Here is a 15,228-nt window from a genome sequence, read left to right as displayed (position 1 = left end):
TGAGTTCGGTGTCAGATGATTGCATTCTGTTTTCTGGACATTACATCGTCGCGATGTCCCAAACTATCCTTGTCGCCGCTTACGCAATCTAAGCATGAGCTTTTCAACTTGTGCAGGCCCCGTGTTCCGAGCGATCAAGAGTTCGTATCTATAAACTATTCGCTCGTAAGGCTCTTCTCTAAAGGAATTTCTAGCAAGTGCTTCACCGTCAAGCCAAGGTGCCTTGGAGCAGTGCTTCTCTCGGTTCCTCGTGACTTTCTTCTTTAATGCGCCAGCCACATTTTTTCGATCTGTGGTGCTAAGTCGCTTTCCGTTGCCGATTTTGTGTTGAATTTCTGCAGCTATTTCGAATGCTGCTTCTTCAGACTTGCTGTGCTTCAACGTTAGTTCATCAACAAACGCTGACGTAAAGGCCAGCTTTATTAGCTCGGCATCCGCTGAAAGTGGTTCATCGGTGCCTTTCTTTATACCCTTTAATAGCCTTCTGATTGGATGTTGCCGTCCATTAGCAAGTGCATTGACCATATTTTGAAGGTAGAGCGCTGTAGCCATGCGCATTTCTGCACCTGTAATTGCGTCGGTGGGGGTTTTCTCTATGCCACCGTGCTGCCTCACAACGTCATTTGCGTAAGCATCTGCAATACCATGCTCAAGTTTAGCAAGTTCAGAGATGAGAAGGATTGCTTGTTTTAAATTCTTTTGGTCAGCGTCCAACGTTTCATCAGCATCATTGATAATCTGTGTAGCCCATTCTGTATGATCTGTAGATTTAGCCATAAATGAAGTCTCGCTGTGACCATGATGTGACCATGCGCAGCAAGCAATTAATGATTTGTGGTAACTTGCTTGCTAAGTGGTTGAAATGATTGGTAGCGGGAGAGGGACTTGAACCCCCGACACGCGGATTATGATTCCGCTGCTCTAACCAGCTGAGCTATCCCGCCACAACAGGTAAACCTGTTACTTGAAGCGAGGCGGATATAGGGGGAAGGTCGCTTGCCTGTCAAGCAAGCAATCGTTGTTTTTCGCACTGATTTGCCAATTGCATCATATTACGCCCTTGTTTTCTACTTCTTGGCTGATTAGCACAGGCATTAGCCATGATATGAAAGGGTAATCTATGCGTTCTATGCCGAAAATCGCTGTCTTTGGATGCGGATACTGGGGCAAGAATCATGTGCGTACCTTGGCTGAACTGGGCGCGCTTGCGTGTATTGTCGATCAAGACGAAAATCTGGCCAAAGAATTGGCCCAGAAAAACGGCGTTGATGTGCGTGATGCGCAAAGTGTTTTTGCTGATCCAGCAATCGACGGCATCACAATGGCTCTGCCTGCTCAATATCATGCAGAAACAGCGCGTCAGGCATTTGCCGCTGGCAAACATGTGTTTGCGGAAAAACCCATTGCGCTCGATGTTCGCGACGCGCAATCCATGGTGGATGCCGCTCAAAGCGCAAACCGCGTTTTAATGGCAGGCCACATTTTGTGCCATCATAATGCGTTTCGCGCGATTGTTTCCTTGATTGAGGATGGGGCGCTTGGCGACATAAAATATGTGCAAAGCCACCGTTTGGGGTTTGGCAAATTTCATACCAAATTTGATGCTGCATGGGATTTGGCACCGCACGATCTTTCTTTAATTTTATCGATTGCAAAATCTAGTCCGATTAAAGTTGATGCGGTTCCTGTGTCGGTGACAGATGGTCAAACGGATAGCGCGCATATTCATTTGGCATTTGAAAACGGCATGAAGGGCCATGTGTTCGTATCTCGGCACAGCGCTTATATTGAGCGCCGTTTCAGCGTGATTGGCACGAAGGCCAGCGTTGTTTGGGATGATCTTGAGCAGGATTGGAATAAAAAGGTCACGCTTTATAAGCACGATGTTGCACGTGAAGGCGATGCTTGGCGTTCTTCAAAAGATGATGGCGAAAATATTGCGTGTGAGGCTGGCATGGCGCTCACCGATGAGCTTGGTCATTTTATTGATTGCATCAAAGAAAATCGCGAACCTTTAACAAATGGACGCCAAGGTCTTGAAGTTGTTAAAATATTAAACACACTTTCGGTTTAATCACTGGCTGTTACATTTGTCTTGAAGGTGTGATCTTGGCACCTATGGATTTCTAAACTGTTCCGCGATACTGCGATTTCGGGGCTAATTTCAATTCGAACCGTTTGTCGGTTCTATCGGGGATAATATGCAGTTTATCGACCTTGCAGCACAGCGCGCACGTCTTGGCGTTGATCTTGAAAACGCAATCATGGATGTCGTTAAGGGCGGTGCTTACATCCTTGGGCCGCAAGTTGCCGAGTTTGAAAAACGCCTTGCTGACTATGTTGGCGTTAATCATGTGATTGGCTGTGCAAGCGGAACCGACGCGCTATTGATCCCGCTTATGGCGTGGGGCATTGGCCGCGGCGACGCTGTGTTTGTGCCAAGCTTTACATTTGCGTCGACAGCTGAGGTTGTTGCGCTTGCTGGCGCTGAGCCTGTGTTTATTGATATCGACCCTCAAACCTATTTGATGGACACGGCCTCGCTTGAAGCCGCTATTCAGATGATTGAAGCGGAAGGCCGCTTGAAGCCGAAGGCGATCATTCCTGTTGATCTATTTGGCGCTGTTGCTGATTATGAGGCCATTGGTGTTATCGCTGCGAAGCATGGTCTGCGTGTGATTTCAGATGCTGCACAAGCGCTGGGCGCAACATCAAATGGCGCTTATTGCGGCTCGTTTGGCGATGTGGCGGCGACAAGCTTTTATCCGGCAAAACCGCTTGGCTGTTATGGTGATGGCGGCGCGATCATGACCAATGATGCGATCCATGCCGAGATCATGCGTTCGGTTGCATTTCACGGCAAAGGCCAGAGCCAGTACGACAATGTGCGTATCGGCCTGACATCGCGGTTGGACACAATACAGGCTGCTGTTTTGCTCAAGAAAATGGATATTCTTGAAGACGAGATGGAAGCGCGTAACCGGATTGCTGCACGCTATCACAGCGAGCTTAGCGATGTGGTTCAAGCGGCATGTAATGTGGACGGTCAGCGTTCAGCGTGGGCGCAATATGCGATTGAAACCGATGACCGCGATGGGCTTCGCGCACATTTGAGCGAAAAAGAAATTCCCTCGGTTGTCTATTATGTCAAGCCGCTGCACATGCAGGTTGCTTATTCGAAATATCCGTGGGCACCACAAGGTTTGCCGGCAACGGAAGCCAAGCCATCACGCATTTTGTGTTTGCCGATGCACCCATATCTGACTGAAGAAGATCAGGATTTGGTGATTTCTGAAATCCGCAATTATGTTGGCCGCAATGGTTTGAAGGTGGTTTCTGGTTAAATGAATATTTCGCCGTGATCTCTCGCTTCGTGCGGCATATTGTTTGAAATTGTCTTGTAAATACATGAAATTGAGCGGGCGACTGAGGGATTGAAATCGTTACCCTCATCCGAGCAAACCGGTTAGTGAACCGTTTTGCCCACCTTCTCCCGTAAACGGGAGAAGGGAAAGTGCATTATTCAGCGGCTATATTTTTTGGATTTTCCATCAAGGCAGCAAGCTGAACTTCCACATGCTCCGCGCGGCGGGTTTTATTAATAAAGCCGCCGCCTAGAACGCGCGATCCAGCGCCATGCCCATCATAAAATACGCAAGCCTGACCAGGTGAAACACCCTGTTCGCCGTCAATGACTTCGACAGTAATCATGCCATCTTCATTAAATATACGGGCAGGGCGCGGCGGACGGGTTGAGCGTATGCGCACCAACACTTCTGTGCCGCCTTCCGGTATTTCATCGAGTGGCATATCGCCGAGCCAGTTCACATCGCGCAATTCTAACAGGCGTGTTTCCAGCGCTTCGACAGGGCCGACAATCACGCGGCGGGTGCGGGCATCAATTTTAACAACGTAAAGCGGATCGCCAACCGAAACACCAAGGCCGCGGCGCTGGCCGATAGTATAGTGCAAAATGCCTTCATGCTGGCCGAGCAGGCGTCCATCAATATGCACAATATCACCGGCAAGCGCAGCATTTGGGCGCAGCTTGGTGATGACATCGGCATATTTGCCGTCTGGTACAAAGCAAATGTCCTGACTGTCGGGCTTATCGGCAACGACAAGGCCCATATCAGCGGCGTGGCGGCGCGTTTCGTCTTTGGTCATATTGCCGAGCGGAAAGCGCACATAGTCCACTTGATCTTGCGTTGTGGCAAACAGGAAATAGCTCTGGTCGCGGTCAGCGTCGACAGGGCGGGTTAAAACGCGGCGATTGCCTTTTTCAACCGAGTTAATGTAGTGGCCGGTCGCAAGGCAATCTGCGCCCAACTCTTTTGCTGTTTTCAAAAGATCGGCAAATTTCACGGTCTGATTGCATGAGATGCAAGGCACGGGTGTTTCGCCTGCAATATAGCTGTCGGCAAACACATCGATGACGGCGTCACGAAAACGGCTTTCATAATCGAGCACATAATGCGGAATACCGAGTGTTTCACACACACGGCGCGCATCATCAATGTCTTGGCCAGCACAGCATGATCCGGTGCGGCGTGTTGCTTCGCCATGGTCATAAAGTTGGAGCGTAATGCCAATGACTTCGTAGCCTTCTTTATGCAAAAGGCCTGCTACAACAGACGAATCCACACCACCCGACATGGCAACGACCACGCGGGTATCTTCTGGCTTTTTAGCAATGTCGAGCGAGTTACGCATATCGGCTCCATTTCAAGTGGCCGATATAGTGGTTTTTTGATGCGATTGAAAGGGTGGGCTACACGTTCTCGTTGGCAGACAAATATTTGATGAGCAGCTTGTTGAAAGTTGCCTGCTCTTCATCGGTGAGCGGGGAGACGAGTTTTTCCTGTGTTTCCACATGGGCCGTCACTGTTTTTTCAATAAGTGTTTTTCCTTGCTCTGTTAGCGCGATCAGAACACTACGCTTATCGTTTTGATTTTGAATGCGTTTTACAAGTCCTGCTTGTTCAAGGCGGTCAATACGATTGGTCATGGTTCCAGACGTAATCATCATCGTCGCCAGCAAATCATTTGGTGAAAGAGCATGCGGCGGGCCGGAGCGCAAAAGTGTTGCGAGCACATCAAAGCTTGGCCCGTTCAGATTATGCTTGGCAAAGGTTTTACCCATTTCAGCTGCCAGCACATGTGACACACGCATTAAACGGCCGATCAATGCCATGGGGCGTGTATTCAGCTCGGGTCGTTGCTTGGCCCATTGGGCGATAATTAAATCAACTTCATCCATGGAAATTAAGTCACATAATAATGTCTTGACGTCAAGATATATTCATTTATCTTGACGTCAAGATAAAATAGAGATGCACAAAATGTCCTACGCCCGTGATATTGCTTTAACAGCGTTAGCGCCTGCTATTTGGGGGAGCAGCTACATTGTAGCGACCGAGTTTCTACCGCTCATTGACCCGCTTATTGTTTCGCTTTTACGCGCGTTGCCTGCGGGCATTATTTTGCTGATTATTGTGAGGCAGCTGCCGAAGGGCTGGTGGATTGCCAAAATATTTTTGCTTGGGGCGCTCAATTTTTCTATCTTTTGGACGATGCTATTTATCGCGGCCTATCGATTGCCGGGCGGGGTTGCTGCTGTTGTGGGCTCTTTGCAGCCGTTTATTGTCATCTTCGCTGCACGCTTGATAATTGGGACACCGATAAAGCTATTATCAATTGTCGCGGTCATGGCGGGCATGTTGGGGGTGGCACTGCTTATTTTAACGCCAAAGGCGAGCCTCGATTTATTTGGAATTGGCGCAGCATTGATCGGCTCTGCCTCCATGGCATTGGGCACTGTTATGAGTAAAAAATGGCAGCCACCGGTGCCGCCTTTAACTTTTACGGCATGGCAATTAACTGCCGGTGGTATTTTGCTGTTGCCGACATTGTTTTTTGTCGAAGGGCAGTGGAGTGATTTTTCACTGACCAATTTTGCTGGCATTGCATATTTAGGCTTGGTCGGTGCAGCCTTTACATATCTGCTTTGGTTTCGCGGGATTGCCAGCCTCAATCCTTCAAGCGTTGCAATTTTAGGCATTCTAAGTCCGCTGGTTGCAACATTGTTGGGCTGGTTTATTTTGGGCGAAAGTCTCAGTGCGTTGCAATTATTTGGTGTTGGTATTGTGCTGTTGAGCGTGATTGCGGGACAATATGCGTTGCGGCCTAATAGAGTTGTACTCAAGCCTGCCATGTCTAAGTGATGTCTTGATATGCTCACGCAAATTCTCGGCGCTTCATAGTCCCTTGATGTCATGTATTGGAAAAGCTACGCTTTACGCAGACGTAAAGGTAAGTTGCGCTGGGAGGCGTTTATGAGCAGGCTATCACTCATCTTTTCACATAATTCGATTGTTCCCATGATTTGTGCGCTGATAGCCGGAATCATTATTCTTGGTTTGAACGGACCGTGGTGGGCTGTGCTTTTTGTTTTTCTTGGCGTGCCTGCGCAAATGCTCAATGAATATTCATTGCACCGATTTATTTTTCATCTGCCGCCGCCGGAAAAACAGAGTTTATTTAATGTGCTGTATCAGGCGCATTATGGGCACCATGATTTTCCTACCAATAAGAAATTATTTTTCGCACCAATCTGGGTTTCCATTCCGGTGTTAATCATTAACTTCGCAGTCGTATGGGCCGTTTTATCGCTCATCGTTCCGCAAGATGCTTTGTCTATTGCAGCGTCTATCGTGCTGATTGGCGGGGTCGGCACTTTTCTTTGCTATGAATGGTTTCACATGACGGCGCATTTAACGGTGCGTAAAACATGGGTTGAGCGGCATGTGACGACGCTTCACAACCAGCACCATTTCCGTGATTTTTCAAAATGGTTTCATGTCTCTCCGGGCGGCCAAATCATAGATAAAGCAATGGGTACGGCCATCGATAGAGAAGCGCTTAAAAGGCAGCAGCGGGTTGAGTTTATTCGAACGCTAGGCATGCGGCCCAATGATGAGCGCCTTATCAAAGCCCGTCAGCATTTCAGTCATAAATATGGTTTGAGTGCAGAAGAGATCGAACGCGCTGCTCACGTTTAATGCTGGCCTATTGGCGGTTAGCTTTGCTCTGCGCTGCGATTTTCCTGCGTGCGAATATGAGACAGATGTGCAGGAATTGATTCATACATCTTACCAACTCCTTACACTCGAGTTAGCGCTTTTTTAAAACTGTGGCCGTATTGTGGATCAAGAATTGAAGGTCGTTAGTTTTGTAGAGAGTAGTATGACCGAACAGATTAGACCACGCGTAAAATATGTCATTGGCCCAGACGGTAGTCCGTTAACGATCAATGATCTTCCACCAGCATCGACGCGTCGCTGGGTAATTCGCCGTAAGGCAGAGGTTGTGGCTGCCGTGCGCGGTGGCCTTCTAAGCCTCGATGAGGCTTGCGCCCGTTATACGCTGACTGTCGAGGAGTATCTCTCCTGGCAGGCGTCTATCGAAGAAAATGGATTGGCTGGTTTGCGCACAACGCGTATTCAGCAATACCGTCACTAAAAATTCTTTTCGCCTGCTTTGTTGGGCGAAGTGAAAAGTTTCAAGCGTCGCTTTCGGTTAATGAGGGCGGCGCTTTTGCATCTTGATTCAGCTCGCGCTTGACGATGGATGCCGCAATTGCGCTGGTCAGCGTTGAGGCTGCGAAAAACCAAAGGCCGGGCTGCGAAATTGCTGCGGCTAAACCAGATGTCTTTGCCGCAAAAATTGTAAGCGCAACAAGCAGCACATCCAGCATTGACCATTTTGAAATGATGCCGAGCCAAGTGCCGGCACGGTGCGCGGTGATTTGATTTAGATTTTTAGCTGATAACATGCCCGCCAGAGCGAGAAGTTTGGTTGCCGGAAATGCCAGCGATACGCCGCCGACTAAAAGTCCAAGCGCAATATCACCTGAGGAAAAAAGCCCATTAACAATCGCAAACAGAGAAGGGCGGTCTGTTAAAAAGAAAAGTCGCTCCATTTGCAGAAGCGGCAATGTTGTGCCCAGCGCAAAACAAAAGGCAGCAATCGTGATAAGTAGTCCGGCTAAAATTCGCATATCCAGCAGATAGGGGTGCAAATGATGGCAGGCAAGTTATAAATGCGCAAAATCGTGCAGTGCGAAGATGTCTTCACACTGCACGATTTTGTGTCTGTGTCATCAATGCCTGAACGAAAATGCTCAGCCAATCATGGCGTGTCGATCGTATTTATTCTGTGGTTCTGGCTCAACAGTGCCGCGTGCTTCACGCACTTCCAGCTTTTCAGCCTTTTGAAGCTCTGCTTCTGCTTCCAGTAAAAGCTCTTCGGCAGACTCTTTTTGAGTCTTTAGATCTTTAATGGAATTAAATAGATTGTCTCGGCGTACCCGCGCTGCTTTTGCAAATGTAGGGTATGCGAAGTTTTCGATGTCCGTAACGCCGCTCTTTTTTTCTTCATTTTGTATTTGAAGATCGAGCTCGCCTGCCATCCGTTCGAATTCACTAATCATTGTTTCCAGCTGCATCACTTGGCGATGCTTTTCAGTTACCTGAAATTGCTTGAGACGGATCATATTGTCTCTAGGTTTCATTACGCATTACTCCAAAACCATTTCGGGCTCATTGTAGGCCCGTACACAAACACCAGACATAAAACTTAATAAAAGGTGCAAATTTGCAAAACACGCGAATTTGGTAACTTTTCGTTTACGTCCTGCGTTAATGATACTTCTCAACCTTTAAGGGGGAGTAAACCGATTGGAGAACTTTCACTTAATTGTCGTAATTAAGAGAATTGTTGAGTCATTTGATTCATTTACGTCCGTTTCTTTATAAAAAGATTCAAAATAATTGCGTAAATTATGGTAAATAAATCAATAACTTCATTGATTCACTTAATAAAGTTTGAAGGCTTGCATTACCGGAATATAATTTGTTAACCATTCGGTGGCAGGGTGATTTGCAGAGACGTAGGAGCCACGGTTATGGCCCGAGCGTATGCTGGACAAGGGGAATACAATGCGTGTTTTGCTGATTGAGGATGATAGTGCGATCGCCCAGAGCATCGAACTGATGCTCAAGTCGGAAAGCTTTAATGTTTATACGACGGATTTAGGGGAAGAAGGTGTCGATCTAGGCAAGCTCTATGATTATGACATTATCCTACTCGATTTAAATTTGCCGGATATGTCCGGTTATGAAGTGCTTCGCACTTTGCGTTTGTCGAAAGTTAAAACGCCGATCCTAATTCTATCCGGTATGGCCGGTATTGAAGATAAGGTGCGCGGCCTCGGCTTTGGTGCCGATGACTATATGACAAAGCCATTCCATAAGGATGAATTGGTAGCGCGGATCCATGCGATTGTTCGCCGCTCCAAGGGCCACGCCCAATCTGTTATTACAACGGGCGATCTGGTTGTGAATCTGGATGCGAAAACAGTTGAAGTGGGCGGCCAGCGCGTACACCTCACTGGTAAAGAATATCAGATGCTTGAGTTGCTTTCATTGCGCAAAGGCACAACGCTCACCAAGGAAATGTTCCTTAACCACCTATATGGCGGTATGGATGAGCCGGAACTGAAAATTATCGACGTGTTTATCTGTAAGCTTCGTAAGAAACTTGATTCTGCATCAGGTGGCGTAGGCTTTATTGAGACCGTTTGGGGCCGCGGCTACGTATTGCGCGATCCTGAAGCAAACGAACTTCAAGAAATCGCTTAATTTTCAAGCAAATTTCTTTTGAATTAAACCCGCTTAGCTTGTGCTGAGCGGGTTTGTTTTTGAGATTTGAAAGCTGAAATTTAAGCTGCTTTGCGTATCGTGCGAAACTGGCTCATAAGCTGTTTTCGGTCGAAGGGCTTGAGCAAAAATTCGTCTGCACCAGCGCGTTTGGCGCGCATCATGCTAGCAAGGTCAACCTGCGTCATGCAGCAGATGATTTTTGCGTCTTTTTTGCGGTCCAATGTACGGAGCTGGCGAATAAGATCTTCGGACTGGCCTTCATTCATGCCTGCATCAACAATAATATAGTCGGGCATTTGTGCAGAAGCCATTGAAATGGCCTCAGCGCTGTTTTTTGCTTCCACAACAACCATATCTTCGCTTGTCAGAATGCGCTTTGCTACTTTACGTATGACGCTTGAAGCGTCCAAAACCATACAAACTTCCATCATCTTACCCTTTACTCAGTCTATCCTTGAGCCATGAATAGCAAAGAGAGCTGAAAAAAAGTAAAAACAGATCGGTAAAATTTTACCGACCTGTGCAGATTCTGATATTGGGGCGTTAAATACTACTTCGCTGAATAGACGACCTTGTCGTCATCCATATGAATCTTGATTTCCATTCCGGCATCTTTAGCCAAAAGAATGGTATAATAATATTGGACAGAATGGGCATCAATCGCGTCTTCACCCATGCGGCCGTCTATATAATCTTGGAATTTTTGCGGAATGCGTTTCATGCGGCCCAACGCGGTGAGCGTAAAGCTACATTCTTCGCCTTCGACTTGAAGATCGAGATCGAGACTTCCGCCGCGCGGTATAGAGCCGATACCAATCAAAATCATGTTTAAGATCAGTTTCACCTTGTTTTTGCCCAGATATGCGCGCGGGCCGTTCCAGGTGAATTCTGGTTTTTCGTTCTTAAGGTAATTTTCTGCGACGGCTTGTGCGTCGCCAGTATCGATCTGTACACCGGCAGAGCCGGCTGCACCGAAGGCTATACGTGCAAATTGCAACCGCGCTGAGGCGCTTATTGCACTTTGGCGGATAAGATCCATCGCATCTTCATCAGCACCGCCATCATCCAGCAGTTCAAGCCCATTATTAATCGCACCAACCGGTGAAATCACATCGTGGCAAACACGGCTGCAAAGGAGGGAAGCAAGATCGGAGGCAGAGAGTTCAACAAGAGCCATAAGAAGTCCATCTTTCAAATCAACATTGTAGATAGGTAGAGAACCTATCGGTACGGTCAGTGTAGAGCAACATTGCCCTGATTCTGGTTTCGAAAACCTGTGTCTTGGTTAACTAAAAAGGTGCAATTTTTCCTTAATAAAGTGGAAACTTCATCTGTGTAATTTGAATAATACAAATGATGATGACAAATCGCCATTTTACATATTTTGCCCCGCTTTGCGATTATTGTGCGGGTTCGTTGAGAGTAAGGACAGTAAAGATGCGAAATTTATCCTATACGAAGTCCAATATTCGCCTGATTGCGGCTGTTGCAGCGTTTCTTTCCATGGTGATGGTTGCGCTTTTACCAAGTAAAGCTGTGGCGCAGACACGCCCTGACACATATGCACTTGGCGAAATGGTCGATGCTGGCCATCGTTTTTTTGGCAGTACGTCTAGTGCTGTTGCACAAACGATTGAACAAATATTTGCGCGTTATGGCATGCCAAATGGTTATGTTCTTGGCCAAGAAGGAAGCGGCGCCTTTATTGGCGGCCTGACTTATGGCGAAGGTACATTGCATACTAAGAATGTCGGCGACCATAATGTTTTCTGGCAAGGGCCATCCATTGGCTTTGACTATGGCGGTGATGGCGCACGCACGATGATGCTGGTCTATAATTTGGATAGTGTTGATGCATTGCATGGCCGCTATGGCGGTGTTCAGGGCTCTGCTTATCTGATCGCAGGTGTTGGTATGCATGTGCTTAAACGCAATAATATTCTGCTTGTGCCTGTACGCACAGGTGTTGGTGCACGTCTTGGTGTGTCGATTGGCTATCTTAAGCTGACACCAATGCCGACTTGGAACCCATTTTAAGTTTCTGACTTTGATAGTAACCACTTTTAAGGGTCGCATTTGCGGCCCTTTTTAATGCGGTGTAATATAGGAAACATATGTGCATATATGGTACATGAAGCGCCGATGGTGAGGTTTTCGCGTTGATACAATCTGGTTTGTTTTTTCTACTAGGGTTTTTAGTTGCTGGATTTCTTGCGCTTATCATCGCACCGGCGATATGGCGCCGTGCTGTTTTTTTGACCCGCAAGCGCATTGAAAGCTCTATTCCGCTGACTGCCAACGAGTTGCAGGCCGAAAAAGACAAGCTTCGCGCTGAGCATGCTATCGCGCAGCGAAAAGTTGAGATAGCGCTTTCCAAACAGCGGGAAAAATATTCACAACAGGCCAGCGTCGTTGCCAATCAAAACGAGCAGATCAAAGCGTTTAAAGCCTCTATTGCTGAAAGAGATGCAAAATTGTCTGAAATGGATGAGATGGTTTCAAACCTTCGCACTGAATTGTCAGAACGCGAAAATGCTTTGAATGATACGCAATTTGGCCTTTCAACAACGCAGGCCGAGCTTTCTGCACGCACAGGCGAAGTCGAAAGTCTTGCCCGCATGTATAAAGAGGCAGAAGCGCGCATTGCTTCTTATGAAGAGCGCGAAAAGCAATTGGAGCTGCGTGAATCGACATTGATGGCAACTGTTGCTGACCTGCGTGACAAGCGCCTGAGTGATAAAGAACTTGTCCGTGAGACGCGCAATGATAGCCGTAGTCAGGCAGAATTGCTCAAGAATGAGCGCGCGCGCGCAAAAGAACTTGAAAAGAAATATGAGCGTCTTGTTGCCAAAAACTCTGATCTTGAGACCAAAGTTGCGCGGCGTGAGCGCGAGTTGGAGCGTTTGCGTGAGAAGAAAATGGGCGCACGCGCTGATGCCAATGAGTTGGAAATGCGTCTTGCCGATAGTAGCGAAGAGCGCATCGAACTTGAACGCGAATTGGTCGATTATACTTTGCGTTTTAATCGCATGTCCAAGCTAACGGGCGATGTTGATCCAGAAGTGGCGCTTGAAAAATTGCAAGCTAAACTCGCACAAATGGAACTTGAGTTAAAGTCGAGCACCGGTAAATCCTCTGCGCCGCAAGGTGCGGGACTAAGCATGTCGCCAAGTGCTGTTGGCAGTGCCAAGGGTGATGATTTGCTTCGTGACCAACTCAGCCAATTAGCGGCGGAAGTTGTTCATATGACTGCTATTGTCGAGGGCAAGGATTCACGTATCCATAAATTGCTTGATAGCGAGGATGCTAATGAAAACAATGGTGTTGTTAGTCTCGCAGATCGTATCAAGGCGCTAAAAGAAAGCACCAAGGCTGCTGAATGATTACGCTGGCGCTTATGACGGTGTTGCGCGTTCCAGCATAGCATCAATCGCATCGCCGCTGGCTGCATTATTCAGACCAGAAAAATCACCTTCATTGCACATCATAGCCGTGGCTTGCACAATGTGATGATGGGTTACCCGCGCAAGTGCTGAACCGACCGAGATGCGCCGAACGCCGATTTTCGCAAAATCTTGAACGTTGTATTGCCTAAATGGTCCTGCTGCCAGAGCGTTGATCGGCGTGTTTACGCTGCGCACAATTTTCGCAAGCGCATCCATTGATGGGGGCAGGGGCGCATAGAGCAGATCTGCGCCTGCTTTTTCAAATGCTTGCAGGCGTTTGATAGCCTCGTCAGTATCATATGTGCCATTCATAATGCCGTCTGCGCGTGCACAAAAGACAAATGGGCGGCCAAGCGCACGTGCTGCATTAGCACCAGCCGCGATGCGGTCTGTTGCCTCTTCTAGCGTGTAGGTTTTAATCTCGCCGTCCAGATAAGTATCCTCAATTGAACATCCCGATAATCCGGCCTCACCAGCAAGGCGAATTGTTTCAGCTACATCTTCGGGGCTGTGACCAAAGCCATTTTCTAAATCGCCCGATATGGGCAAATTTGTGTTGCGAATCAAATCTTCTGCGTGGGATAATGCTTGATCGCGCGTGATGCGGCCCATATCCGGCACGCCCAAGGTGAAAGCCAATCCTGCGCTTGTTGTTGCTAGAGCCTTCGCGCCATTAGCGGCCATGAGCTTTGCCGAACCGATATCCCATGGGTTTGGGATAACAAAACATCCGCTTTGGTGAAGATCGTGGAAATCTGCGTGACGCTGCGCAAGAGTTGTCATGGTTTTAATCCTGATCGCTTGTAATGGCTGCAATCAATTCTGCTTCGGTTAAATTATAGGCCTTGCCGAAGCCGCCATTAAGGCTGGCCTTTTGCGGGGCAAGTTTGAAAAATGAAAAGTCAGCAAAATCGGCGTAAAGCTTGGCTTTTGGGTGCTGGGCCAAATGGCTCTCACGTATGGTGTTATATTCTGCCGAACCGTGCGTCACTTGGCTGGCAATAACATCCAGCGACATGCGCGGATGGGCGAGCGGATCACCTTTGCCTGTTTCGCCAATCAATAACGCGCAATGCGGATTATCGCGCATACAAGCCGTGTGCGGTGCCAAATCAGAAACCAATGTAATCAGCTGACCCTCTTCGTTTGTTGAAAGCTGAATACGGCTGATGTGCGGGAAACGGCCATTTTTCTCAAATGCGGCAAGTGCGCCATGCTTTGCGGCCATAATAATCTTGGCAACAAGGTTGAGTGCTTCCATATCAGTATCTCTGATAATTTTGGTTTGTGCAGTTTCAGACATCGATTACTCCGCTTTGACCTGTTGATGAACATGCTGTGCAGGTGACAGTTTGGCCGCTATTGCATATTCTCATAATTATCAGGATGACATTACGGACCGGCAATGGCCAAGCTCTATTTCAACTATGCAACGATGAATGCTGGCAAAAGCACCATGCTATTGCAGGCTTCTTACAATTATCGTGAACGAGGTATGAAGACGATGCTCTTTACTGCCGCGTTGGATAACCGTGCAGGCGAACGGGTTATTGCATCACGTGTTGGGCTTGAAGAAATGGCCGAAACATTTGAGGCTGGCGATGATCTTTACGCACGGATCGAAGCGCGCTTATCGGGAGATCGCATCCATTGTATTTTTATCGACGAGGCGCAGTTCCTTACGCATGAGCAAGTTTGGCAATTGGGCCGTGTTGTGGACCGGTTGAATGTGCCGATTATGGCCTATGGTCTGCGGGTTGATTTTCAAGGCAATCTATTTCCTGGGTCGCAAACTCTGCTGGCTATTGCCGATGAATTGCGCGAAGTACGCACGATCTGCCGCTGTGGGCGCAAGGCTACTATGGTGGTGCGTCTTGATGGCGACGGCAAGGTTACGCGCGAAGGCGATCAGGTTAAAATTGGCGGCAACGACACATATGTTTCGCTTTGCCGTGCCCATTGGGAAGAAGAAATGGGCCGCGTGCGCGCTGAAGATATGATTGGCTTTGCCAAAGCATAGGCAAAAGCTTTATTGACGTATTTGCAACAACGTCTTCTAA

General features: G+C 47.8%; 18 protein-coding genes and 1 tRNA gene. 9 read left to right on the top strand and 10 right to left on the bottom strand.

All coding sequences use genetic code 11. The annotated features are described in order from the left end of the window. Positions 1-63: 63 nt before the first annotated feature. Both N530_RS0113075 and N530_RS0113070 read right to left on the bottom strand, forming a co-directional pair. On the bottom strand, positions 64-777 hold the full coding sequence (locus N530_RS0113075) for a hypothetical protein (protein WP_026481047.1): 714 nt from the start codon (positions 775-777) through the stop codon (positions 64-66). A gap of 90 nt (positions 778-867) precedes the next feature. Further along, a tRNA-Met gene (locus N530_RS0113070) sits at positions 868-944 on the bottom strand. Between the two features lie 176 nt (positions 945-1,120). Here N530_RS0113070 and N530_RS0113060 point away from each other — a divergent pair. Together N530_RS0113060 and N530_RS0113055 are read left to right on the top strand one after the other, a co-directional pair. Then, entirely contained in the window at positions 1,121-2,074 is a 954-nt protein-coding gene (locus N530_RS0113060) for a Gfo/Idh/MocA family protein (protein WP_026481046.1), read from the top strand. 127 nt (positions 2,075-2,201) lie between these two features. Continuing rightward, positions 2,202-3,344, top strand: coding sequence for a DegT/DnrJ/EryC1/StrS aminotransferase family protein (locus N530_RS0113055; RefSeq protein ID WP_026481045.1), 1,143 nt, complete (start codon positions 2,202-2,204; stop codon positions 3,342-3,344). A gap of 175 nt (positions 3,345-3,519) precedes the next feature. Here the strand turns inward: N530_RS0113055 and mnmA are convergent, their stop codons facing one another. Beyond that, entirely contained in the window at positions 3,520-4,713 is a 1,194-nt protein-coding gene (gene mnmA / locus N530_RS0113050; protein WP_026481044.1) for a tRNA 2-thiouridine(34) synthase MnmA, read from the bottom strand. Between the two features lie 58 nt (positions 4,714-4,771). After that, positions 4,772-5,260 (bottom strand): MarR family winged helix-turn-helix transcriptional regulator, encoded by a 489-nt coding sequence (locus tag N530_RS0113045; RefSeq protein WP_026481043.1) that lies wholly within the window; start codon positions 5,258-5,260, stop codon positions 4,772-4,774. Positions 5,261-5,342: 82 nt separating this feature from the next. Here N530_RS0113045 and N530_RS0113040 point away from each other — a divergent pair, with 82 nt between their 5' ends. The 3 genes from N530_RS0113040 (at position 5,343) to N530_RS0113030 (ending at position 7,521) form a co-directional block, all read left to right on the top strand. Then, positions 5,343-6,224 (top strand): EamA family transporter, encoded by an 882-nt coding sequence (locus N530_RS0113040; RefSeq protein ID WP_081773968.1) that lies wholly within the window; start codon positions 5,343-5,345, stop codon positions 6,222-6,224. A gap of 111 nt (positions 6,225-6,335) precedes the next feature. Further along, positions 6,336-7,061 carry a sterol desaturase family protein gene (locus N530_RS0113035; protein ID WP_026481041.1) on the top strand — a complete coding sequence of 242 codons (726 nt, stop codon included), beginning with the start codon at positions 6,336-6,338 and terminating at the stop codon, positions 7,059-7,061. 184 nt (positions 7,062-7,245) lie between these two features. Then, complete coding sequence (locus N530_RS0113030; protein ID WP_018690118.1) at positions 7,246-7,521, top strand: DUF1153 domain-containing protein; 276 nt, start codon at positions 7,246-7,248, stop codon at positions 7,519-7,521. Between the two features lie 40 nt (positions 7,522-7,561). Here the strand turns inward: N530_RS0113030 and N530_RS18145 are convergent, their stop codons facing one another. Continuing rightward, the gene (locus N530_RS18145; protein WP_051540950.1) at positions 7,562-8,059 is read right to left on the bottom strand and encodes a paraquat-inducible protein A; all 498 of its coding nucleotides are present in this window, start codon (positions 8,057-8,059) and stop codon (positions 7,562-7,564) included. Positions 8,060-8,182: 123 nt separating this feature from the next. Next, the gene (locus tag N530_RS0113020; protein WP_026481040.1) at positions 8,183-8,572 is read right to left on the bottom strand and encodes a flagellar export protein FliJ; all 390 of its coding nucleotides are present in this window, start codon (positions 8,570-8,572) and stop codon (positions 8,183-8,185) included. 427 nt (positions 8,573-8,999) lie between these two features. Here N530_RS0113020 and ctrA point away from each other — a divergent pair, with 427 nt between their 5' ends. Further along, on the top strand, positions 9,000-9,701 hold the full coding sequence (ctrA, locus tag N530_RS0113015) for a response regulator transcription factor CtrA (RefSeq protein WP_018690115.1): 702 nt from the start codon (positions 9,000-9,002) through the stop codon (positions 9,699-9,701). Positions 9,702-9,781: 80 nt separating this feature from the next. Here ctrA and N530_RS0113010 read toward each other — a convergent pair whose 3' ends face one another. Then, positions 9,782-10,138, bottom strand: a complete 357-nt coding sequence (locus N530_RS0113010) for a PleD family two-component system response regulator (protein ID WP_051540949.1) — start codon at positions 10,136-10,138, stop codon at positions 9,782-9,784. 134 nt (positions 10,139-10,272) lie between these two features. Next, complete coding sequence (gene chpT / locus N530_RS0113005) at positions 10,273-10,899, bottom strand: histidine phosphotransferase ChpT (RefSeq protein ID WP_026481038.1); 627 nt, start codon at positions 10,897-10,899, stop codon at positions 10,273-10,275. 260 nt (positions 10,900-11,159) lie between these two features. Between chpT and N530_RS0113000 the strand changes: the two genes are divergently transcribed. Both N530_RS0113000 and N530_RS0112995 read left to right on the top strand, forming a co-directional pair. Next, on the top strand, positions 11,160-11,759 hold the full coding sequence (locus N530_RS0113000; RefSeq protein ID WP_026481037.1) for a DUF1134 domain-containing protein: 600 nt from the start codon (positions 11,160-11,162) through the stop codon (positions 11,757-11,759). A 137-nt stretch (positions 11,760-11,896) separates the two neighbouring features. Beyond that, the gene (locus N530_RS0112995; RefSeq protein WP_162150961.1) at positions 11,897-13,105 is read left to right on the top strand and encodes a hypothetical protein; all 1,209 of its coding nucleotides are present in this window, start codon (positions 11,897-11,899) and stop codon (positions 13,103-13,105) included. 12 nt (positions 13,106-13,117) lie between these two features. Here the strand turns inward: N530_RS0112995 and N530_RS0112990 are convergent, their stop codons facing one another. Beyond that, entirely contained in the window at positions 13,118-13,951 is an 834-nt protein-coding gene (locus N530_RS0112990; protein WP_026481035.1) for an oxaloacetate decarboxylase, read from the bottom strand. A gap of 4 nt (positions 13,952-13,955) precedes the next feature. After that, positions 13,956-14,471, bottom strand: coding sequence for a HugZ family protein (locus tag N530_RS18140; protein ID WP_051540948.1), 516 nt, complete (start codon positions 14,469-14,471; stop codon positions 13,956-13,958). 102 nt (positions 14,472-14,573) lie between these two features. Between N530_RS18140 and N530_RS0112980 the strand changes: the two genes are divergently transcribed. Next, positions 14,574-15,188 (top strand): thymidine kinase, encoded by a 615-nt coding sequence (locus tag N530_RS0112980; RefSeq protein ID WP_026481034.1) that lies wholly within the window; start codon positions 14,574-14,576, stop codon positions 15,186-15,188. Positions 15,189-15,228 lie beyond the last annotated feature (40 nt).

The sequence above is a fragment of the Ahrensia sp. 13_GOM-1096m genome (genome assembly GCF_000620605.1).
GTDB lineage: Bacteria > Pseudomonadota > Alphaproteobacteria > Rhizobiales > Rhizobiaceae > Ahrensia > Ahrensia kielensis.
The sequence above is the reverse complement of the archived record's forward strand: the minus strand, read 5'-3'. Positions and strand labels throughout refer to the sequence as shown.